Source organism: Streptomyces sp. NPDC033136 (genome assembly GCF_055578235.1).
Genome location: NZ_JBVIPD010000012.1, coordinates 108,447 through 129,239, shown reverse-complemented (window position 1 = coordinate 129,239; position 20,793 = coordinate 108,447). Strand labels below are relative to the sequence as shown.

The window sequence follows — 20,793 nt, the reverse complement described above, 5'->3', positions numbered from 1 at the left end:
CTGCGCTTCCACAACACCGGCCGCCTGAGCGGGCACACCCGGCGCCGGCGTCGTGCGCCTAGCTCCGCGCCACGACAACTTCCACCCGAGCCCCTTTCCGCAGCCCCCATTCACCCATCACCCCGGCCTCCGCCTCCACCACATGCCGGGCACGTAGCCGAGGCATCCCCAGCCGTCCCGGCCGCATGGTGCACACGTCGATGACGCGCAGGCCGCGATCGAGATAGGCCACGTCGATCGGCATGCGCATACGAAAGGTGTGCACGCTGCTCGCGGGGGAGAGCAGGAGCGCCCCACAGACGGAGTCCCGCCCCAACAGCCCTTTCGTCCGGGCCCGATAGGAGGTCGCGATCTCCAACGGAACCCGCACAACCGACCCCTCACCACCCCCTACGACGACCAGTTCCCCACGCCCGTCCCGCCACCGCCGCCCCATCCGGGCCCACCTCCGACCGTGCCCCTGCCAACGACTCTCCGAGCCCGAACGTATCCACAGCGGAGCAGGCCCTCACATGGGCCCACGGGCCCATGCCACGACCACCGCGCACGCCATACGTTCCCCGAGTGGGTCTGACTCCTCGCCTGACTGACGCTCGCACCGCACTTTGCGCAGGAGACGCCAGCTCTTCGGGGTGGCCGTGGCCTGTTCGCCGACGGCGCGGATGCGCGCGTGGGCGACATTGACGGCCTGCTGACCGACGGAGAGGTCGCGGTGTTTGCCACGGAAGGGCCCCCGTACGCTGCCGCCAGCGCCCTGGTAGCCCTTGTCGCCGTAGCCAACCAGGCCGACCTCGGCCAAGGCCTCGATGACGCCGTGGCTGCGGGCCGCCTTGATGTCGTGCACGGTGCAGGGCGGCGCGGCGGAGGTCCACAGCAGGCGGCCGTGCGACCAGGGTGCAGCCCACCTCACCTCAGTCGGCGCCAGGTTGGATGACGCGTGTTTCGGTCAATCCTTGTTGGGCCGCCACAACCAGCGCAGAGCGTCCGGTAGCAGGACGCCGCCGTGGTTGGGGCTGTGTCCGCCGTCTCCCAGGACGAGGCGGAAGTCGTAGCCCGCTTCAGCGAGAGCGGCTGCCACCCGCAGGTTTTCGGCGAGCCAGTTCCACTGTGGCTCATTCCAGTGCAGGTCGCGGTGGCCGCCTTGCATGAAGATGCGCAGCGGCTTGCGGGGGACGCGGGAGATGAGGTCTGGGTAGGGGTTGCCGTCCGGCATCTGCGCGAAGCTGGACAGGTATCCGATGACGCGGCGGAACTTGTCCGGACGCAGCCACGCGGCGGTAAAGGCGCAGTTGCCGCCGCTGCTCCCGCCGCAGACGCCCCACCTTTCGGGCGACTGAGCGATGGTATAGCGCTCCGCAACCTGCGGGATGATCTCGGTGAGGAGGAAGGTGACGTACCGGTCGTCGAAGGCGTCGTACTCGTTGTTGCGGTTCTTCGGGTTCTCCGCATCGGGGAAGACGCCCGGATCGACGAACACGCCGATGGTGACGGGGATGTCGCCGCGGTGCATGAGGTTGTCCAGGACGATCGCGCCGCGTACCTCCCCTGCGGGGTCCAGATACCACCATCCGTCCTGGAACACCATCAGGGACGCCGGTTCCGCTGGGTCGTACTGTGCAGGCACATGTACCCAGAACTTCCGGAAGGTTCCCGGGTAGACCTCGCTGCCCCTCCACTCGAACGCGACCGTCTCACCAGCGGGCACCCCCGGCTGTAGAACGGAATCGGGTCCGTGCGTGTAGCGCACGTCGGACTGGTCGATCGGAAGTGGCTGGAAGGGCACCTCGATGGTCATGGGGAGCCACCGTAGAGCGATCACCACCCTTTGCCGCAACGGATTTTCGTCCAGACGCTCCACCTCGCAGCTTCAGTGCGGGGTTGGAAAAGGCTCACTGTCCGGGCGAGACACCGGCATTCCCAAGAGCGGGGACGACCCGGTCGAGTCGGTCCGGGTCCTGCGGATCGCGCGCCGCAACGCCGTCAAGGCCCGCACCCAGGCGATGAACCAGATCCGCGGCCTGCTCGTCTCGGCCCCCGCGATGCTGCGTGAACAGGTGGCAGGGCTGGAGAGGGCGGCCCTGATACGCGCCCTGGCCCGGCTGCGGCCCGGCGACGACCTGTCCCGAGCCCCTGGCCGCGACCCGGGCGGCGCTGCGTCGCATCGCCCGCCGCCACCAAGCGCTCGACGAGGAAAACGCCGAGCTGGACGCCGAGATCGGCCCGCTGGTCAAGCAAGCCGCACCCCCGGCTGCTGGAGCTGTTCGGCGTCGGCCCCGAACCGCCGGCCAGCTGCCGGCCTCGGCCGGGGACGACCCTGAACGAATGCGCTCGGAAGCCGCGCTCGCACACCTGTCCGGAGCCGCGCCGATCCCGGCCTCTTCCGGACGCACCCACCCCCACCGCCTCAACCGCGGCGGCGACCGGGGTCGCCCACAACGCCCTGCACCCGATTCCTCCCCATGCGCCCCGCCGGTCGGCAACCTTGACCCTGGTGTGGCTCGCTCCATGCCGCTGGATAGCTTTGGGTCGCTCAAGAGAAGTTTCGCCTGTGACCGGGAGCCGACCGTGAACCGCTGCCCCGCCCTCCTCGCAGCGCTCACGCTGACCGCTGCTGCGGCCCTGACGCTGTCCGCGTGCGGGAGCGATGACAGCTCCAAGGCCAAGGACAACGACAAGATCGCCGGGGCCGACACGGGGAGCAAGGCGTCTGCCTCTCCCAGTCCCAGCGACGTAGGCTCGGGCAATCGGCCGAAGATCGAGCTGCCGTCGGACGTGACGTACGAGTTCGAGTGGAAGAAGACCGGCGACGCCCAGAAGGACGCCGTGCTCAATGATGCCCAGCAGCGCATCAAGGCCGTCGACATGGCGATCGCCAGGCAGGATCCACTCGACAAGGCTTACCGCTTCTACTCGGAAGGCACGGCAGCCGCCGAGAGCCAGAAATACATCCAGGACTTCGTCGATCACAAAGCTCGCACGACCGGTCTGACCCGCTACTACAACGAGAACGTGGCCATCAAGGACGACGGCACGGCCGCACTCGTGTACTGCGAGGACCAGAGCAAGGCGTTCAACAAGTTCCTGAAAGCCAACAAGACCGATGTCACGCCGGTGACAAAGGACAGCTATGTCGTTTATGCCGGCACCCTGCGCAAGAACGACAACGGCATCTGGGTCACCGAGCGGCTGATCTCGCAGCGGGGGAGCGCGAAGTGTCAGCCTTGATCCGCACCAAAAGCGCTGCTGGATGGCAGCTAGCGGAAGGCGGCTGTAGTTTCCGGTAAGACCTCGACGGAGGCCCGTTGCTGCTCAACCTGAAGAATGCCGCGCACTCCATCCGGAAGGCTGCACGGAAGCTGTATCGCCGGGAGGTGAGCTGGAGGAGTTCCAGCGCCGCGCCAGCGTCTTGTCAGGGGGCGAAGCTTCCCGGAACCCTTTGCCGGTTCGTGACTGAAACGCCGTGCAAGACACCGCAGTTGACGGACGGAGCGGCACGTTATGCAACCGTTACGGCTCGGACGGGTCGACGAATCGCCGATTCCTCCCCATACAGACCGCCGGTCGACACCCTTCACCCTGGTGTGGCTCCACCCGGCTGGATAGCTTTGGTTCGCTCAAGAGACGCCTCGCCTGTGACCGGGAGCCGACTGTGAACCGCCGCCCCATCCTCCTCGCAGCGCTCACGCTGACCACCGCTGCGGCCCTGACGCTGTCCGCGTGCGGGAGCGATGACAGCTCCAAGGCCAAGGAAAACGACAAGATCGCGGGAGCTGACACGGGGAGCAAGGCCTCGACCTCCCCGAGCCCGAGCGATGCTGACTCGGCCGGTCGTCCGGAGATCAGCTTCCCCTCCGACGCCAAGAACGTCTTCGAGTACCAGAAGACCGGCGACGCCGCCAAGGACGCGGTCCTGAAGGACAGCACGCTGAGCGTCAACTCGGTGGACGAGGCCATCCTCAAGGGGAGCACCGACACCAAGGCTCTCGGCTTCTACAACGTAGGCAAGGCCCTGGAGTCGTCGATCACGTACGCCCAGCGATATATCGACGGTGGCGACACCTGGATCGGGACGACGCGCTACTTCAACTACAAGGTGAGCCTGACCGGGGAAGACAAGGCCTACGTCACCTACTGCTCCGACGAGAGCAAGTCCTACATCAAGAACAGGAAGACCAAGAAGGTCGACAGGTCGCCTGCAAGCTCCAACTCCTACGTGCTGTACAACACCAGCCTGACCAAGAACGCCGAGGGAGTCTGGCAGACCTCCAACATCGGCTCGAACAGGGGGGACAAGGCGTGCCAGTCGTAGGGAACTCGGCGCGAGCCCTGACGGTTCTGACGCTGGTGTGCTTCTCCGTCTTCGCCTCGCAGACGGCTTTCGCCGAGCGCGGCAAGTACGGAAGCAACGGCGATGACACACAGCAGGCCAACGCCGACAAAGACGGCACCGTCTCCGTGACCGTGGGCGGCGTCGTCTTCGACCGCTCCAAGAACGGCAGCGGTAACTCCGCCGGTGCGCTGACGTCGGCCACCTCCTGGACGCCGCCACCGTGCTGGTACGCCCCGAAGTACACCCCGGAACAGTTGCAGAAGTACCTGGAGCCGACCTGGGAGGCAGGCTCGACGGGTTACGAGTGGGACGCCGAGCAGCGGGACCGTTACGTCAACGGGCATCCCTATAAGGACTTCAACAAGGACAAGGCGGGCGAGGGCTACTTCTGGGACTCCTTCGTCAACAGGGATTTCCCCCCGGGCTGGGACTCCTGCGAAGAACCCATTTTCTGGGTGGACGAGGGCGACCCGCCGCCCGCGAACATCGAGAATGCCGTCACCCCGGAGGTCCTCGCCGAACTCGCCTACGCCGAGATCCGAGTCCCCAGCACCAAGGTGACCCTGGCCCCCGCAGCCCAGACCAAGGTCAACCTCCCGACCTGGGCCTGGCTGGACGCCGCCGACTTCAAGCCGGTCTCGGTCACCGCGTCCGTACCGGTGATCGGCATCGCGGCGACCGCGACGGCGGAACCGAAGTCTCTCAGGATCGAACCCGGCACCAAGGACGCCGTGACCTACCCGGCTTCCGGCGTCTGCGAGATCAACAACGGCCGCATCGGCGAGCCCTACGCCAAGGGCAAGGCGAACCAGACCCCGCCCTGCGGAGTGAAATACCTGCGCTCATCGGGCGACGGCACGTACCCCCTCCAGGCCACCGTCACCTGGGAAATCGAGTGGACCGGCACCGGCGGCGCAGGCGGTGACCTCCCCGACGGCACGTTCGGCGCCACCCAGGACGTCGTGGTGCAGGAGATCCAGGCCGTCAACCGCTGAGCAGGGCAGCGGATCCGACAGGGCGGGTGATCACCTTCACCGTGTTCACCCCGCCCGTCTCACCGACGGATGCCTTGTTGAGCGGACAGCGAGGTGGGTAAGAAGGCCCTCATGACCACACTCGGCGCCGTCTTCCGTCCCCAACTCGCCCCCGAGCGACTGCGGTCCGTCTGTGAAGTGGCGGAGAGTTCCGGGCTCGAAGAGCTGTGGCTCTGGGAGGACTGCTTCCTGGAAGGCGGGATCTCCACCGCCGCCGCTGCCCTCGCCTGGACCGAGCGCGTGCGGGTCGGGGTCGGGCTGTTGCCCGTGCCGTTGCGGAACGTGGCCGTCACGGCCATGGAGGTCGCCTCGCTGCACCGGATGTTCCCGGGGCGGGCGATCGTCGGGGTGGGGCATGGCGTACAGGACTGGATGGGGCAGGTGGGGGCTCGGGCCGAGTCGCCGGTCACGCTGTTGCGGGAGTATCTCGTCGCGCTGCGAGCGCTGTTGGGCGGGGAGCGGGTGACGACCGACGGGCGGTACGTCACGCTTGACGACGTCGCCCTCGACTGGCCGCCGGAGGGAACTCAGGGCGGGGTGCTGGCGGGGGCCACCGGGCCGCGGTCGTTGCGGCTCACCGGAGAGGCCGCCGACGGGACCATTCTCACCGCCGCCACCCATGCCGAGGGCGTGCGCACGGCGCGGCAGCTGATCGAGGAGGGGCGGGAGGCCGGCGGTCGCGGGGGAGAGCCGCACGCCGTGGTCGTGTACCTGCTCACCGCCACCGGGGGTGACGCCGCCGAGCGGCTGCGTGCCGAACTGGCTGCCGAGGGGCTTGAGTCCGTGCCGGACCTGGGCGTCGCAGGGGACGCCGGGGCCGTTGCCAAGGCGGTCGGGCGGCTGGTCGAGGCGGGGGCCGACAGCGTCGTACTGCAGCCGACGGGCGACGAGCCCGACCCGGAGGGGTTCGTGCGGTTCGTGGCGGAGGAAGTGCGTCCCCTGGTTCCTTGAGGGGGCCCGGCAGCCGGGCCGTTCTGTTCCCCGCGTGCCCCGCCCGTTGTCAGCGGCGGCTGCCACACTCCGGGCATGAGCAGCGATGACCACGTGGCCGCCGTACGTCTGCGCGACGTGGTGGAAGCGGCACCGTGCGGTACGGATACGACGAGCACGTCCTGTTCGTTCTGACGTGACAGGCACAGGCGAGAGGCACCATGGCAGAGCATCACGAGCGGCACCGACCGCACCCCACCTTCGAAGCCCTCGTCGCCGAAGCCGCCGCCTCCACCGAAGGCTGGGACTTCTCCTGGTTCGAGGGCCGGGCGACCGAGCAACGCCCCTCCTGGGGATACGCCGTGTCGATGGCCGAGCGGCTGGGCCGGGCCGACGCGGTGCTCGATGTGCAGACCGGGGGAGGAGAGGTGCTGGACTTCGCCCTGGCCAGGGCTCCGAAGCCGCCGCTGCTCGCCGTCGCCACCGAGGGCTGGCCGCCGAACGTGGCCAAGGCGACCGCCCTGCTGCGTCCGCGTGGCGTCGCCGTCGTCGCCGCTGCCGAGGACGATCCGCTGCCCTTCGCCGACGGTGCCTTCGACCTGGTCGTGAGCCGGCACCCCGTACGTCCGCACTGGGCCGAGATCGCCCGGGTCCTGCGCCCCGGAGGGACCTACTTCGCGCAGCATGTGGGACCGAGCAGCGTCTTCGAGATCGTCGAGTACTTCCTCGGGCCCCAGCCGGACGATGTGCGCGGCGGCCGCCGTCCCGACCGCGAGCGCGCCGACGCCGAGGCCGCCGGGCTGGACGTCGTAGAGCTGCGGGCGGAGCGGCTGCGGATGGAGTTCCACGACATCGGCGCGGTCGTGCACTTCCTGCGCAAGGTGGTGTGGATGGTCCCCGGCTTCACCGTCGAGGCGTACGAGCCGCAGCTCCGCGCACTGCACGAGCGGATCCGGGCCGAGGGGCCCTTCGTCGCCCACAGCACCCGCCATCTCTTCGACGCACGCAAGCCGGGCACACCCGCGCCGAGCTGATGATCACGCGTGCGGTCCCACCGAGACCCTCCCCACCACCAACTCCGCCACCGCCACCGCCTCCAGCGCCTCACCCACTCGCTCCACCTGCTCGCCCAGCTCCCGTTCCTGCTGTGTCGTCAGCCGGCCGAGCCGCTCGACCGTGACGGTCGTACGGCTGCCCCGGTGTTCCGGCCGGTTCCCTCGACCGCGCGGGTCACTCGTTTCACTCAATCCGCTTGCGCATCTTCCGGCGAGGGTTTTCACATCGTTATCGTCCGAGGCTCGCCTCCGTGCCGCCGCTCGCGTAGGTTCGTACCAAGGTAATTCGCGTGAGCAAAGCTGCGCGGGCGGTACCGCGCAGTGGAGGGGGCTGCGCGGTGCCAGAACCTCACCGCCGAGTCCGTATCGCCAGGGCGGACCGGGGTGACTCCGGGGTCAAGCGGGCGTTCGCGGCCCCGTTCACCCGTCGGGGGGATGCCGGGACAACTCGTCCGAGCGGACCCCAAGGTGCGGCAAATCCTCCGGATCTTGCCCCAGGGTGGCCCGAATCGCCTGCACAGAGGCCCTCTTCCGGCCAGGCGTGAGCCCTGAACGAGGGCTTCCGCGGGCACCGCCGCGTCGCCGGGCGACTCCGGAGAGTAGTTGTGGCGCGCCGATGCGCGCAGCATCACTTACGAAGGGTTATGGTGGAAACCCCCCCTCGGGCCGGTCCGTCTCCCCCCCACGGACCGGCCCGTTTTTTGTGCCCGGTGGGGCGGTTCGAATCAGCGGCCGGAATTGTTCGTTCCGTATCCGTAGGTGATCCGTAGACGATCCGTAGACGTCCGTGGACGGCCCACGGTGGCGGCGGGGGTAGGCTTCGCCTCCGGGGACCGCCATACGGGCAGGGACCGCCCGCGGCCACGACCGGGCCGCACGCCGCGGCCTGTCCGATCCGTACGGAGGGGCTGACAATCACGTGAACCTGCGCGACAAGCTGCGTGGCCTGCTGGTCAGGCTGTACGCGCGCCGGGTGGAAGGCCACCTGGACCACGCTCAGGTGCCCAAGCACATCGGCGTCATCATGGACGGCAACCGGCGCTGGGCGAAGGCCGCCGGATCCAGCACCGTCCACGGCCACCGGGCCGGCGCCGAGAAGATCGAGGAGTTCCTCGGCTGGTGCAGTGAGACCGACGTCGAGGTCGTGACCCTCTGGCTCCTGTCCACGGACAACTTCGACCGGCCACAGGACGAGCTCGTCCCGCTGCTCGGCATCATCGAGGACGTCGTCCGCACCCTGGCCGCCGACGGCCGCTGGCGCGTGCACCACGTGGGCACGCCCGACCTGCTGCCCTCCGGGATGCAGACGGTCCTCAAGGAGGCCGAGGAGACCACCGCGCACAACGACGGGATACTGGTCAACGTCGCCATCGGCTACGGCGGCCGCCAGGAGATCGCCGACGCCGTACGGTCGATGCTGCTCGACGCGCAGGACAAGGGCACCTCGGTGGAGGAGCTCGCCGAGGCCGTCGACACCGACATGATCGGGCGTCACCTCTACACCAGCGACCAGCCCGACCCCGACCTGGTGATCCGTACCAGCGGCGAGCAGCGGCTGTCCGGATTCATGCTCTGGCAGACCGCGCACTCCGAGTACTACTTCTGTGACGTGTTCTGGCCGGCCTTCCGCAAGGTCGACTTCCTGCGCGCGATGCGCGACTACGCCGCCCGCCACCGGCGCTTCGGCGGCTGACACACAGGTCGCGACCCTTCCGGGTACCCCGCCGAAGACGGGCGTCACACGGAGTTCACCGGCTCGCCGTCATATGCCGTGGCATGGCGACGCCCGTTCGAGGGCATAACCCAGTCAGGTCGATGCCCGAATCACGGGTGTCGGATCTCAGCGGACGGCACGGGGCCGTCCGCCCGGGAGGCCCTTTGCACCAGCCCGATCGTGCGGTCACCGCACGGACGAAGCGGCGGGAGGGCCGGTTCTCGGCCCGCGCAGGGCGGCCGACGACCGGTCGGGATTTTTCCCACCCCTCCCGGTCCAGCTTCCACTCCGTCGCTCCCCGACCTCATCCGAGGGGGTACGTCCTTCCGTGGTGACCAGCGCAAAGCGCCACAAGCCAGACCGGCGCACCTATGTTCTCGACACCAGCGTCCTGCTGGCCGACCCGAACGCCCTGAACCGCTTCGACGAGCACGAGGTCGTGCTCCCCATCGTCGTGGTGACGGAGTTGGAGGCCAAGCGGCACCATCCCGAACTCGGCTACTTCGCCCGGCAGGCGTTGCGTCTGCTCGACGAGTTCCGCGTCCGGTACGGCCGTCTCGACGCGCCCATCCCCACCGGAGACCTGGGCGGGACCGTCCGTGTCGAGCTCAACCACTCGGACCCCAGCGTGCTGCCCAGCGGCTACCGCCTGGGGGACAACGACTCCCGCATCCTCGCGGTCGCCCGCAACCTGCAGGCCGAGGGGTTCGACGTCACCGTCGTCTCGAAGGACCTGCCGCTCAGGATCAAGGCGTCCTCCGTCGGGCTCCTCGCCGAGGAGTACCGCGCGGAGCTCGCCATCACGGACTCCTCCGGCTGGACCGGAATGTCCGAACTGACCCTGCCCGGCGAGCAGGTGGACATCCTCTTCGAGGAAGGGCACGTCTACGCCCCCGAGGCCGCCGGCCTGCCGGTGCACACGGGCCTGATGATCCAGTCGGAGCGCGGCAAGGCGCTCGGACGGGTCACGCCCGAGGGCAACATCCGGGTCGTGCGCGGGGATCGTGAGGCGTTCGGCATCAAGGGCCGCAGCGCCGAGCAGCGGATCGCGCTCGACCTGCTGCTCGATCCGGACGTCGGGATCGTGTCGATGGGCGGCCGGGCCGGCACCGGCAAGTCGGCGCTGGCCCTGTGCGCGGGTCTGGAGGCGGTCCTGGAGCGCCGTCAGCACCAGAAGGTGATGGTCTTCCGTCCGCTGTACGCGGTGGGCGGGCAGGAACTGGGCTATCTGCCGGGCTCCGAGGCCGAGAAGATGAGCCCCTGGGCGCAGGCGGTCTTCGACACCCTCTCGGCGGTCACGTCCCGCGAGGTCATCGAGGAGGTCACCGCGCGCGGGATGCTGGAGGTCCTGCCGCTCACCCACATCCGCGGCCGCTCGCTGCACGACGCGTTCGTCATCGTGGACGAGGCCCAGTCGCTGGAAAGGAACGTACTTCTCACCGTTCTGTCCCGGATCGGAGCCAATTCGCGGGTGGTTCTCACCCATGACGTTGCCCAGCGGGACAACCTGAGGGTCGGCCGCTACGACGGTGTCGTCGCTGTCGTCGAGAAGCTGAAGGGGCATCCGCTCTTCGCGCACGTGACCCTCACCCGGTCCGAGAGGTCCCAGATCGCCGCACTGGTGACCGAAATGCTCGAAGACGGACATATCTGACCGTCCTGCCTCAAACGGAGGCGATTGCGTACAAGTTGGCGCCGTCGGGAAAGGCGAAGAGCCTAGCCGGGCGGCGCCTTCGTGTGTGGGCCTTTGTGTGAATCTCCAGCGCCGAACGGGATGTGAGCTTTCACACGCAACTCGGAATTGCCTTGCCCCGTCGTGTTACGGCAGAGTCTCACTCCTGTCAGGCCCCGCATACGACACACCTGTACCCCCAGCGGTACGGCACCACAAAAGCAACAGCATCAACTGCATAGCGATGTCGTATGCCGCCCGAGCATCACGCGGCGCTCCCTGCGGGGAGTTGCCCACCGGGCCCGCGCCTCCCGTGACCCCGCAGTTGGGGAGGCCAGTGCCAGGGGCACGATTGCGTCCGCGAGGGTCACCGAAGCGGGCGATGCTGGAAGGAAACCCGTGTGAGCCGGATCTCGGTCCGGGGATTCGCAGTGGCCTCGGCCACGGCGGTCACCGCTGTCGGAAGCGTTGTCGGCGTTGCCTCGGGCAGCACCGCGCAGAACAACGACGCCGAAGCGACGGCAAGCGGCGCCACGCTGCTCGCGGACATCCCCGCGGGCCAGCAGGCCCAGGTGCAGACCGCGTCCCTGACGCAGCAGGCCGACGCACAGGCCATCGCGGCGGACACGAGCGCGAAGAAGGACGCCGAGGAGGCCGCCCGCAAGGCCGCCGCCGAGACGGCCATCGCGAAGAAGGAAGCCGCCAAGGAGGCAGCCGAGAAGGCCGCCAAGGAGGCCAAGGAGCGTGCGGAGGCCAAGGCGGCCGCCAGCCGCTCCAAGGACAGCTCCGACTTCCCCGTCGCGACCTCCTACACCATCGCGCAGCTTCAGGCGATGGCGCGGCAGATGGTGCCGGCGGGTCAGTTCCAGTGCTTCAGCAACATCGTGGACCACGAGTCTGACTGGAACTACAAGGCGGTCAACCCCTCCTCCGGCGCCTACGGCATGTTCCAGGCCCTCCCCGGCACCAAGATGGCGTCCGCCGGTGCCGACTGGCGGACCAACCCGGCCACCCAGATCAAGTGGGGCCTGAACTACATGAACGAGCGTTACGGCAGTCCCTGTGACGCCTGGTCGTTCTGGCAGGCCAACAACTGGTACTGAGTCGACCGGCCCACGGCCGACCCGACCCTTCGCGCGAGCCCCGCACCGGACAACGGTGCGGGGCTCGCGCCATGTACGGTCGGACGCGAACGACTCCCGGGGGGAGTGGTGCGCAGAGACGGGGGAAGAGGACGAATCATGTCGCGGGTGCCAGGGTGGCTCGGCCGGCTCGGTGCCGGACTGACCGAGATCAACGAGCGGTACAACCAACGCCTCGCCGAGGCCGAACGGGAGCGGGACGCCTCCGAGTCCGGCCCGCAGGCCGACGAGCACGTCCCGCCGCCCCCTGACCAGGCGCCCGACGTTCCGGCCCGGCCCGATCCCGCGGTCGCCGTGCCCTGGGGCGTGCGGGTCGCGGCGGAGGCCGGCTGGCGGTTGCTCGTCCTCGCCGGCACGGTGTGGGTGCTGATGCGAGTCATCAGCGCCGTCCAGCTCGTGGTGCTCTCGTTCGTGATCGCGCTGCTCATCACGGCCATGCTGCAGCCGACGGTGGCGCGGCTGCGGCGGCACGGCGTACCGCGCGGGCCCGCCACCGCGCTGACGGCGATCCTGGGGTTCGTCGTCATAGGCCTCATCGGCTGGTTCGTGACCTGGCAGGTCATGGAGAACGCCGACCACCTCTCGGGCCAGATCCAGGACGGCATCGACGAGTTGCGGAACTGGCTGCTGAACAGCCCCTTCCACGTCACCGACAAGCAGATCAACGAGATCGCGACGAATCTGCGCGAGGCGGTCGGGGCGAACACCGAGCAGATCACCTCGGCGGGCCTGGAGGGCGTGACGGTCGTCGTCGAGGCGCTGGCCGGGATCCTGCTGGCCGTGTTCTGCACGCTGTTCCTGCTCTACGACGGCAAGCGGATCTGGGAGTGGACGCTGAAGCTGGTGCCGGCGGCGGCGCGGCCGGGGGTGGCCGGGGCCGGGCCGGCGGCGTGGCGGACGCTGACGGCGTATGTGCGCGGCACGGTGATCGTCGCCATGATCGACGCGATCTTCATCGGGCTCGGGATCTACTTCCTCGATGTGCCGATGGCCGTGCCGCTGGCGGTGTTCATCTTCCTGGGCGCGTTCATCCCGCTGGTGGGTGCGGTGGTGTCCGGGGCGCTGGCGATGGTCGTCGCGCTGGTCACGCAAGGGGTGTTCACCGCTGTCATGACGCTGGTGGTGGTGCTGGCGGTGCAGCAGATCGAGGGGCACATCCTGCAGCCGTTCATTCTGGGGCGGGCTGTGCGGGTGCATCCGCTGGCGGTGGTGCTGTCGGTGGCGTCCGGGGGGATGGTGGCCGGGATCGGGGGCGCGGTGGTCGCCGTGCCGCTGGTGGCCGTGACGAACACGGTCGCCGGCTATCTGCGGGCGTACTCGCGGCAGTCGGCGGTGCGTCATGCCGTGCGGCCGCGCGGTGCTACGGCGGTGAGCGCGGAGCCCGAGCGCGAGGCGCCGCCGAAGTAGAGACGCAACAGCAGTCCCCCGCCCACCGGTCAGGATGCTGTTGGCGAACCCCGCGCGGCGGGAGCCGAGTGTCCGTACCGTCTCAGCGACACGCCGCGTGCACGGCGTGTCGCTGAGACTCTCGCACCACTTGTCGGCCGTCCGCCGAATTCGCCAACGGCATCCGGTCAGGTGGGCGGGGCCCTGCGCTGCGGGGCGTGCGGCCGAGGGTTACTCGGACAGCACCGCCTCGGCATCCAGCGTCACACCGACCGCCTGGACCACGGACGCGATCTTGAACGCCTCCTGGACGACCTCGCGGTCGAGGCCGGCCTTGCGGAGGACCTGCTCGTGCGAGTCGAGGCACATGCCGCAGCCGTTGATGGCGGAGACGGCGAAGGACCACAGCTCGAAGTCGACCTTGTCGACGCCCGGGTTGCCGATGACGTTCATCCGCAGACCCGCGCGCAGGTTGCCGTACTCGTGGTCCGAGAGCAGGTGACGCGTGCGGTAGAAGACGTTGTTCATCGCCATCACCGCGGCCGCCGACTTGGCGGCCGTGTACGCCTCCGGCGACAGGTTCGCCTTGGCCTCGGGCTCCAGCTCGCGCAGCACGATCGGGGAGCGCGAGGCGATCGCCGTCGCCAGCACGGTGCCCCACAGCTGCTGGGCCGGCAGCTCGGAGTTGCCGATGACCGAGCCCAGGTTGAGCTTCAGGTCCTTGGCGTAGTCCGGTAGGGCGGACTTGAGTGCGTCGAGGGACATGTCAGATCACTCTCCCGAGAGCAGGGCGACCGGGTCGAGCGTCTCGTCGCCCTTGGACCAGTTGCAGGGGCACAGCTCGTCCGTCTGGAGCGCGTCCAGCACCCGCAGGACCTCCTTCGGGTTACGGCCGACGGAACCCGCGGTCACCATGGAGAACTGGATCTCGTTGTTCTGGTCCACGATGAACACCGCGCGCTTGGCGAAGCCGTCCTCGCCCTCGATGCCGAGGTCGCGCATCAGCTCGTGCTTGGAGTCGGCCATCATCGGGAACGGCAGGTCACGCAGGTCGTCGTGGTCCTTGCGCCAGGCGTGGTGGACGAACTCGGAGTCGCCGGAGAAGCCGAGGACCTGCGCGTCGCGGTCGGCGAACTCGTCGTTCAGCTTGCCGAAGGCGGCGATCTCGGTCGGGCACACGAAGGTGAAGTCCTTGGGCCACGCGAAGATGACCTTCCACTGACCCTCGTAGGTCTTGTGGTTGATCTGCTGGAACTCCTTGCCCTTCTCCAGCGAGACGCAGGCGGTCAGATCGAACTCGGGGAACTTGTCACCGACAGTGAGCACACGCTCTCCTTGCAGCGAAGAAACACCCGGATTGCGGGTGTTTCCCATGGGTTGGACGGTGTTGATGTTGGCACAACGTCGATTGATTACAGAAATAGCTACACTCGGTCGAGTTGATCGAAGGTGGTTATCAGTGACTGTGGGTAGTAAGCGCAGGCAGCCCAGCCTCGCCCAGCTGCGGGCCTTCGCAGCCGTGGCCGAGCACCTGCATTTCCGGGACGCAGCCGGGGCGATCGGCATGAGCCAGCCCGCCCTCTCGGGAGCCGTCTCGGCGCTGGAGGAGTCACTCGGAGTGACGCTCCTCGAGCGTACGACGCGTAAGGTGCTGCTCTCCCCGGAGGGCGAGCGGATCGCCGTACGGGCCAAGGCGGTGCTGGCCGAGGTGGGTGCGCTCATGGACGAGGCCGAGGCGGTCCGAGCCCCGTTCACCGGTGTGCTGCGGCTCGGGGTCATCCCCACGGTGGCGCCCTATCTGCTGCCCACGGTCCTGCGGCTCGTCCACGAGCGGTATCCGCACCTCGACCTCCAGGTGCACGAGGAGCAGACCGCCAACCTGCTCGACGGCCTCACCAGCGGTCGGCTCGACCTGCTGCTGCTCGCCGTACCGCTCGGCGTGCCGGGCGTGGCCGAACTGCCGCTGTTCGACGAGGACTTCGTGCTCGTCACGCCGCTCGAGCACTGGCTCGGCGGACGCGAGGGCATTCCGCGCGAGGCGCTGCGCGAGCTGAACCTGCTGCTGCTGGACGAGGGGCACTGCCTGCGCGACCAGGCCCTCGACATCTGCCGGGAGGCCGGACGCGACGACGTGCCCGTCACCACCACCGCCGCCGGACTGTCCACGCTGGTGCAGCTCGTGGCGGGTGGGCTCGGCGTGACGCTGCTGCCGCGCACCGCCCTGAAGGTCGAGACCTCCCGCAGCAACCAGCTCCTCACCGGGTACTTCGCCGATCCGGCCCCCACCCGCCGGATCGCCCTGGCCATGCGGGCGGGGGCCGCGCGCGGAACGGAGTACGAGGAGCTGGCGGCCGCACTGCGGGAAGCACTGCGGCCGCTGCCCGTACGGGTCCTGGACGAGGACGCCTGACGGCCCGTGCGGGCGGCTACTCCGTCCGCAGACCGTCCGGCCGCACCAGCTTCAGCAGCGGCGGCAGGCTCAGCAGCGTCACCACCAGGACGACGCCCGCGCCGACCCCGGTCATCGACAGCACGCTCGGCCAGTCCACCCGGACGGTCGCGTTGACCATCCGCAGCAGGACCGCGCCCAGGGCCATGCCGACCGTCGCCGCGAGCAGCAGGCCCAGCCCGATCGGAATCGCCGTCTGCCACAGCACCGACAGGCCCAGGGTGCGGCGCCGGGTGCCGAAGGCGACCAGCGACGACAGCAGCCTGCGGCGTTCGCGCAACTGCTCCAGCTGCGAGATCAGCAGGCTCGCCCCGATCAGCGCCAGCACGCAGGCGGCGCCGACGGACAGGCCGGTGCGGATGGTGGCGTAGCGTTCGTCGCGTTCGACGGAGTGCCAGACCATGGGGTCGGAGCCGATGCCCATGCGTGCCGCCGCGTTGCGCACGTACTCGTACGCGTCCGGCTCGCCGGGGGCGAGGGTCAGGTAGAGCTCCTTCTCGGCGAAGGGCGCGAGCCCGGTGAACGGAGCGCCCGGCGTGACCAGGATGCCGCCGTGCTCGGTGCCGGTCGGGTCCTCGCGGGACTCGGCCTGCCGGATGTCACGCGGCACCGTCCAGGAGAAGCGCTCCTCGGGACCGCCCTCGTTCACGCTGTCGGACCACAGTCTCTTACCCGCCTCGGCCGTCACGGTGTCGTGCTCCGCCCCGTGCACGGCGAAGACGTCGCCGTCGCGGCAGGAGGGCAGCGTGGCCACCTCGCGCAGTGCGTCACAGTCGCCCAGGGTGACCCGGACGAAGGAGCTCGCGTCGGTGCGCCCGTCGGCGAGGTGGGTCTCGGCCAGGGCGGTGACCTTGCGCACGCCCTCAGTGTCCCGGAACGTCTCGGCGGTGGAGGCGAGTTCGAGGTGGTCCGGCACGTGGATCTGCATCTGGGCGCGGGAGACGTCGTACCGTGACGCGGCGGTGTAGGTGCCCTCCACACCCGCAAACAGCATCTGCAGCGCGATCGCCCCGGCCACCGCCACCGCGATGCCGTTGACCATCCGGGCCGCCGCGCCGCTGCTCAACTGGAGCCTGCGCACGGCCAGCTGCCAGGCCACCCCGCCCGAGCCGAGCCGGGCGACGACCGTCTCCACGATCCAGGGCAGCAGGGCCGTGACGCCGACGAGCAGGAGCATGACACCGCCGACGACGAGGTACTGGTTGAAGGTCCCGTCGTCGTTGCCCTGCCCGATCATGGGGACGAGCAGCGCGAGTCCGCCCAGCGGCAGCAGCAGCCGCCACCACAGCCGGCGCCGCGCGGGCTTGGCCGTGCGCACCACGCCGAGCGGCTCGATGACCACCCCGCGCAGCGCGAGGAGCGTCACCAGTACCGCGGCCGTCGGCACCGCCAGCGCGACCAGGACGGCCAGCAGGGGAGAGGGGGTCAGATAGCTCGGGAAGACGCTGACATGGAACACCTCGACAGAGGACGCCAGTTGACGTCCGAGCAGGAAGAACCCGGTGCCGAGGACGAGCCCGAGCAGGGAACCGGCCAGCGCCTCCCCGGCGGCGATCCGCCGGGTCATGCGACTGTCGGAGCCGACCAGCCTGAGCGCCGCGAGCCGGCGGTCGCGCCGCTCGCCGCCGAACCGTACGGCCGCGGCGATGAACACGGCCACCGGCATCAGCAGCACTACGAAGACGACCAGCACCAGCAGGAGCAGGACCGGGTCCCAGGGGTCCGACAGCCCCAGGTCCGGGTTGCCGAAGCTGTCGATCCGGGCCCCGCTGGTGTGTTCGAGCTGCTTGGCGAGCCCCTTGCCGCCCGCGAAGTAGGCGAGTTCCTGGGAGCCGACCAGCCCCTGCTCGCCGATGGTGCCCGCGATGCGGTAGTCCAGCCGCTCGCGCAGCAGCTTGCCGTCGTCGGAGGCGAGCAGCTCCCTCAGCGCGGGGGAGACGACCATCTCGCCGTCCGCCGGGAACGCCGAGACCCCCGGTGGCAGCGGAGCATCAGGGCCCTCCGCCTCCAGCACGCGTCCGCGGACGCCCCGGTCCCGGAACACGGTGTCCGAGTCCAGGACGACCAGGGTGTCGTCGGCCTTCGGTATCTTCTGCTGGCTGAAGGTGTGGTCGCTGCGCGCCCCCTCGCGCCGGTCCCGTTCCGCCAGCGCGTTGGGGACGGCGGTGGTGAGCAGCAGCAGCGCCACGCCGAGCCCGACACCGACGGCCGTCAGCAGCGCCCGGGTCCACCCCTCGCGCCCGCCCGCGAAGGCGAAGCGCACCCCCATGGCCAGCTCCCGGGCCCACGGTCCGACGCTCATACGACGCGCTCCATGTCCCGGGACCTGCCGTCCCGTACGACGATCTCGCGGTCGGAGTAGGCGGCCACCCGCGCCTCGTGCGTGACGAGCAGCACGGCCGTGCCGGCGGACCTGGCGGCGTCCGTGAGCAGTTCCATCACGCGCTCGCCGTTGAAGGAGTCGAGCGCGCCGGTCGGCTCGTCGGCGAAGACCACCCGCGGGTTCGTCACCAGCGAGCGGGCGACGGCGACCCGCTGCCCCTGACCGCCGGAGACCTCGCCGGGCCGCTTCCTGCGGAGGTCGTCGACCTCCAGCCGTTCCATCCACGCCAGGGCGGTCCGCTCGGCCTCCCTGCGGGAGGTGCCGTTCAGCCGCAGCGGCAGCGCGACGTTCTCCACGCAGGTGAGTTCCGGCACGAGCTGCCCGAACTGGAACACGAACCCGAACTCGGAGCGCCGCAGCGCACTGCGCTCGGCGTCGCTCATCGAGGTCACCTCACGCCCGCTGTACGTGATCGAGCCCGAGTCGGGCATGACGATCCCGGCGAGACAGTGCAGCAGCGTCGACTTGCCCGACCCGGAGGGGCCCATCACGGCCACGACCTCGCCCGGGTGGATGGAGAACTCCGCCCCGTCGAGCGCGGTCGTCGGCCCGTACGCCTTGCGCAGGTCCCGGGCGGTGAGGAGCGAACCAGCGGGAATCGTCACCGGGACACCGCCTCACGGAGCTTGTCCAGACGCGCCGCGGTCAGCTCCAGCCAGCGCAGGTCCGCCTCCAGGTGGAACAGGGCGTGGTCGCAGATGAGCTGGTCGGCCAGGTCGCCCTTGCGCTTGCGGTCGGTGAGGATCCGCATGCTGCGCAGGTGCTCCGAGCGCTGGGTGTCGAGGATGTCACCGGCGTCGCGGTGGGTGAGCAGTGCGAGGACGACCTTGGTGTAGAGGGTCGACTGGAGGTACGGCTCCGGCTTCTCGGGCGTGGCGAGCCAGCGCGCGACATCCGTGATGCCGGCCTCGGTGATCGCGTACCGCTTGCGCTCGGGCCCGCCGCCCGCCTCGATGCCGTTGACCTGGACGAGCCCGTTCCTCAGCAGGCGGGACATCGTCGAGTAGACCTGGCCGTAGTGGAGCGGCCGGTCGTGACCGAACTTCTCGTCGAAGGCCCGCTTCAGGTCGTAACCGTGCCGCGGACCGGACTCCAGGAGCCCCAGGAGAGTGTGACCGATGGACATGACCAGGACTGTACACGGGGTGTATACGCGGCATGTATACGCCGAGTGTGTAGAGCGTGGCGGGCGGTACGGCCGGGCAGGCCGGGGGCGGTTGTCACGGTTCCGCAACAGCCCCCGTCAACGGTCGGCCGATCAATCGAGCCGGTCAGCCGATCAGGCCGGCGGGGGCCCGGGGCCGGAGTCCCCGGGCGGCCGGCCACGCCGTGGCAGCGGGCCGGTCTCCCGGGGCAGCCGCCCCGCCTCCGCCAAGGCCCTGCGCAGCAGGAACTCGATCTGCGCGTTGGCCGATCGCAGTTCGTCCCCGGCCCACCGTGCGAGCGCCTCGTGCACCGCCGGGTCCAGCCGCAGCAGCACCTGCTTGCGCTGCTGCTGCGGCCGGCGCCGCGGGGCCGGGCCTTCGGACGGGGTGGTCACTGGTAGAGGGACCCGGTGTTGAGGACCGGCTGCGCGGCGCGGTCACCGCACAGCACGACCATGAGGTTGGAGACCATCGCCGCCTTGCGCTCGGAGTCCAGCTCCACGATGTCCCGCTCGGTGATCCGGGCGATCGCGTCCTCGACCATCCCCACCGCTCCGTCCACGATCTGCCGCCGCGCGGCGACCACCGCTCCGGCCTGCTGCCGCTGGAGCATCGCCGAGGCGATCTCGGGGGCGTACGCGAGGTGCGTGAAGCGGGACTCGATGATCTGCACCCCGGCCGCCTCCACACGCGCGTGCAGTTCGGCGGCGAGCTTCTCGGTGATCTCCTCGGCGTTGCCGCGCAGGGAGAGGCCGTCCTCCTCGTGGGCGTCGTAGGGGTACTCGATGGCGATGTGCCGCACGGCCGCCTCGGTCTGGGTGGAGACGAACTCGATGTAGTCGTCCACCTCGAAGACGGCCTGGGCGGTGTCCTCGACCCGCCACACCACGACCGCGGCGAGCTCGATCGGGTTGCCGTAGGCGTCGTTGACCTTCAGGACGGCGGTCTCGTGGTTACGGACACGCGTCGAGATCTTGGTGCGCGAGGTGAGGGGGTTCACCCAGCGCAGGCCGTCCCGCCGTATGGTGCCCCGGTACCGGCCGAAGAGCTGGACGACGCGGGCCTCGCCCGGCGCGACCATGTTCAGACCGCCCATGGCGAGAGAGGCCGCGAGTGCGACCAGGAGGCCGCAGATGACCAGCGCCGTCTTGGCGCCGGTCGCGTCCACCGCCGTGGAGGCCGCGATCAGCCCGGCGCCGGCCAGCAGCCCGAGCAGGCCGAGCAGCAGGGCGAGCCCGCCGCCGATGCTCTGCGCGGTGAACTCCCGCACGCGGGGCGCCGGCATCTCGGGTACGTCGGCCGTGACTTGTGTGACCTGTGTGACCTGCGTGCCTGGTGCGGACATGGGTGGTCCCCCCGTTCTTCTGCGAAGCCACTCCCGCGTAGCTTCTGTCTAGCTAAGTGATATCACTTTATCGCGTTCTGGCAACCCTGCGCGTGTCTCGTACGTCGGTTCCGTTGGGAGGGGTTTGGGGTGGGTGCTGATTGTCACGTCCGCAAAGGGGCGGATCGGCAGCCCTTTCTCATATCTCCCGGTGTTAACTTTCTGAGCT

General features: G+C 69.5%; 20 protein-coding genes and 1 pseudogene. 10 read left to right on the top strand and 11 right to left on the bottom strand.

Going from position 1 to position 20,793, the window contains the following annotated elements; genetic code table 11:
• Nucleotides 1-58: 58 nt before the first annotated feature.
• The 3 genes and pseudogenes from ACZ5TL_RS22920 to ACZ5TL_RS22910 form a co-directional block, all read right to left on the bottom strand.
• Entirely contained in the window at nucleotides 59-436 is a 378-nt protein-coding gene (locus tag ACZ5TL_RS22920; protein ID WP_468591994.1) for a DUF192 domain-containing protein, read from the bottom strand.
• Between the two features lie 159 nt (nucleotides 437-595).
• Nucleotides 596-883: pseudogene (locus ACZ5TL_RS22915) on the bottom strand (transposase family protein); the annotation flags it as partial.
• A 63-nt stretch (nucleotides 884-946) separates the two neighbouring features.
• Nucleotides 947-1,795, bottom strand: a complete 849-nt coding sequence (locus ACZ5TL_RS22910) for an alpha/beta hydrolase (protein WP_468591993.1) — start codon at nucleotides 1,793-1,795, stop codon at nucleotides 947-949.
• Between the two features lie 527 nt (nucleotides 1,796-2,322).
• Here ACZ5TL_RS22910 and ACZ5TL_RS22905 point away from each other — a divergent pair.
• From ACZ5TL_RS22905 to ACZ5TL_RS22885, 5 genes are all read left to right on the top strand, one after another.
• The gene (locus ACZ5TL_RS22905; RefSeq protein WP_468591991.1) at nucleotides 2,323-3,225 is read left to right on the top strand and encodes a hypothetical protein; all 903 of its coding nucleotides are present in this window, start codon (nucleotides 2,323-2,325) and stop codon (nucleotides 3,223-3,225) included.
• A gap of 424 nt (nucleotides 3,226-3,649) precedes the next feature.
• Complete coding sequence (locus tag ACZ5TL_RS22900; protein ID WP_468591989.1) at nucleotides 3,650-4,309, top strand: hypothetical protein; 660 nt, start codon at nucleotides 3,650-3,652, stop codon at nucleotides 4,307-4,309.
• Entirely contained in the window at nucleotides 4,297-5,325 is a 1,029-nt protein-coding gene (locus ACZ5TL_RS22895; protein WP_468591987.1) for a hypothetical protein, read from the top strand. The genes ACZ5TL_RS22900 and ACZ5TL_RS22895 overlap by 13 nt, the downstream gene beginning before the upstream one ends.
• Nucleotides 5,326-5,436: 111 nt before the next feature.
• Complete coding sequence (locus ACZ5TL_RS22890; RefSeq protein ID WP_468591985.1) at nucleotides 5,437-6,315, top strand: LLM class flavin-dependent oxidoreductase; 879 nt, start codon at nucleotides 5,437-5,439, stop codon at nucleotides 6,313-6,315.
• 200 nt (nucleotides 6,316-6,515) lie between these two features.
• Nucleotides 6,516-7,328, top strand: a complete 813-nt coding sequence (locus ACZ5TL_RS22885; RefSeq protein WP_468591983.1) for a class I SAM-dependent methyltransferase — start codon at nucleotides 6,516-6,518, stop codon at nucleotides 7,326-7,328.
• Nucleotides 7,329-7,331: 3 nt separating this feature from the next.
• On the opposite strand, the gene ACZ5TL_RS22880 is transcribed toward ACZ5TL_RS22885, so the two are convergent.
• Complete coding sequence (locus ACZ5TL_RS22880) at nucleotides 7,332-7,541, bottom strand: hypothetical protein (protein ID WP_468591982.1); 210 nt, start codon at nucleotides 7,539-7,541, stop codon at nucleotides 7,332-7,334.
• A 727-nt stretch (nucleotides 7,542-8,268) separates the two neighbouring features.
• Here ACZ5TL_RS22880 and ACZ5TL_RS22875 point away from each other — a divergent pair.
• The 4 genes from ACZ5TL_RS22875 (at nucleotide 8,269) to ACZ5TL_RS22860 (ending at nucleotide 13,284) form a co-directional block, all read left to right on the top strand.
• Nucleotides 8,269-9,042, top strand: coding sequence for an isoprenyl transferase (locus tag ACZ5TL_RS22875; RefSeq protein ID WP_468591980.1), 774 nt, complete (start codon nucleotides 8,269-8,271; stop codon nucleotides 9,040-9,042).
• Nucleotides 9,043-9,391: 349 nt separating this feature from the next.
• The gene (locus ACZ5TL_RS22870) at nucleotides 9,392-10,717 is read left to right on the top strand and encodes a PhoH family protein (protein WP_468591979.1); all 1,326 of its coding nucleotides are present in this window, start codon (nucleotides 9,392-9,394) and stop codon (nucleotides 10,715-10,717) included.
• A 419-nt stretch (nucleotides 10,718-11,136) separates the two neighbouring features.
• Nucleotides 11,137-11,838, top strand: coding sequence for an aggregation-promoting factor C-terminal-like domain-containing protein (locus ACZ5TL_RS22865; RefSeq protein WP_468591978.1), 702 nt, complete (start codon nucleotides 11,137-11,139; stop codon nucleotides 11,836-11,838).
• Between the two features lie 138 nt (nucleotides 11,839-11,976).
• Nucleotides 11,977-13,284 (top strand): AI-2E family transporter, encoded by a 1,308-nt coding sequence (locus ACZ5TL_RS22860; protein ID WP_468591977.1) that lies wholly within the window; start codon nucleotides 11,977-11,979, stop codon nucleotides 13,282-13,284.
• 210 nt (nucleotides 13,285-13,494) lie between these two features.
• Here the strand turns inward: ACZ5TL_RS22860 and ACZ5TL_RS22855 are convergent, their stop codons facing one another.
• On the bottom strand, nucleotides 13,495-14,028 hold the full coding sequence (locus tag ACZ5TL_RS22855; RefSeq protein ID WP_468591975.1) for an alkyl hydroperoxide reductase: 534 nt from the start codon (nucleotides 14,026-14,028) through the stop codon (nucleotides 13,495-13,497).
• Nucleotides 14,029-14,034: 6 nt separating this feature from the next.
• Nucleotides 14,035-14,589 (bottom strand): peroxiredoxin, encoded by a 555-nt coding sequence (locus tag ACZ5TL_RS22850; protein WP_190195680.1) that lies wholly within the window; start codon nucleotides 14,587-14,589, stop codon nucleotides 14,035-14,037.
• 139 nt (nucleotides 14,590-14,728) lie between these two features.
• Here ACZ5TL_RS22850 and ACZ5TL_RS22845 point away from each other — a divergent pair, with 139 nt between their 5' ends.
• Nucleotides 14,729-15,673: a LysR substrate-binding domain-containing protein gene (locus tag ACZ5TL_RS22845; RefSeq protein ID WP_468592087.1), complete on the top strand. Its 945-nt coding sequence runs from the start codon at nucleotides 14,729-14,731 to the stop codon at nucleotides 15,671-15,673.
• Between the two features lie 16 nt (nucleotides 15,674-15,689).
• On the opposite strand, the gene ACZ5TL_RS22840 is transcribed toward ACZ5TL_RS22845, so the two are convergent.
• The 5 genes from ACZ5TL_RS22840 to ACZ5TL_RS22820 form a co-directional block, all read right to left on the bottom strand.
• Nucleotides 15,690-18,014, bottom strand: coding sequence for an FtsX-like permease family protein (locus tag ACZ5TL_RS22840; RefSeq protein WP_468591973.1), 2,325 nt, complete (start codon nucleotides 18,012-18,014; stop codon nucleotides 15,690-15,692).
• Nucleotides 18,011-18,700 carry an ABC transporter ATP-binding protein gene (locus ACZ5TL_RS22835; RefSeq protein WP_468591972.1) on the bottom strand — a complete coding sequence of 230 codons (690 nt, stop codon included), beginning with the start codon at nucleotides 18,698-18,700 and terminating at the stop codon, nucleotides 18,011-18,013. The genes ACZ5TL_RS22840 and ACZ5TL_RS22835 overlap by 4 nt, the downstream gene beginning before the upstream one ends.
• The gene (locus ACZ5TL_RS22830) at nucleotides 18,697-19,221 is read right to left on the bottom strand and encodes a PadR family transcriptional regulator (RefSeq protein ID WP_468591970.1); all 525 of its coding nucleotides are present in this window, start codon (nucleotides 19,219-19,221) and stop codon (nucleotides 18,697-18,699) included. The genes ACZ5TL_RS22835 and ACZ5TL_RS22830 overlap by 4 nt, the downstream gene beginning before the upstream one ends.
• A gap of 153 nt (nucleotides 19,222-19,374) precedes the next feature.
• Nucleotides 19,375-19,635: a type II toxin-antitoxin system antitoxin gene (locus tag ACZ5TL_RS22825; protein ID WP_468591968.1), complete on the bottom strand. Its 261-nt coding sequence runs from the start codon at nucleotides 19,633-19,635 to the stop codon at nucleotides 19,375-19,377.
• Entirely contained in the window at nucleotides 19,632-20,585 is a 954-nt protein-coding gene (locus ACZ5TL_RS22820; protein WP_468591966.1) for an SPFH domain-containing protein, read from the bottom strand. The genes ACZ5TL_RS22825 and ACZ5TL_RS22820 overlap by 4 nt, the downstream gene beginning before the upstream one ends.
• Nucleotides 20,586-20,793 lie beyond the last annotated feature (208 nt).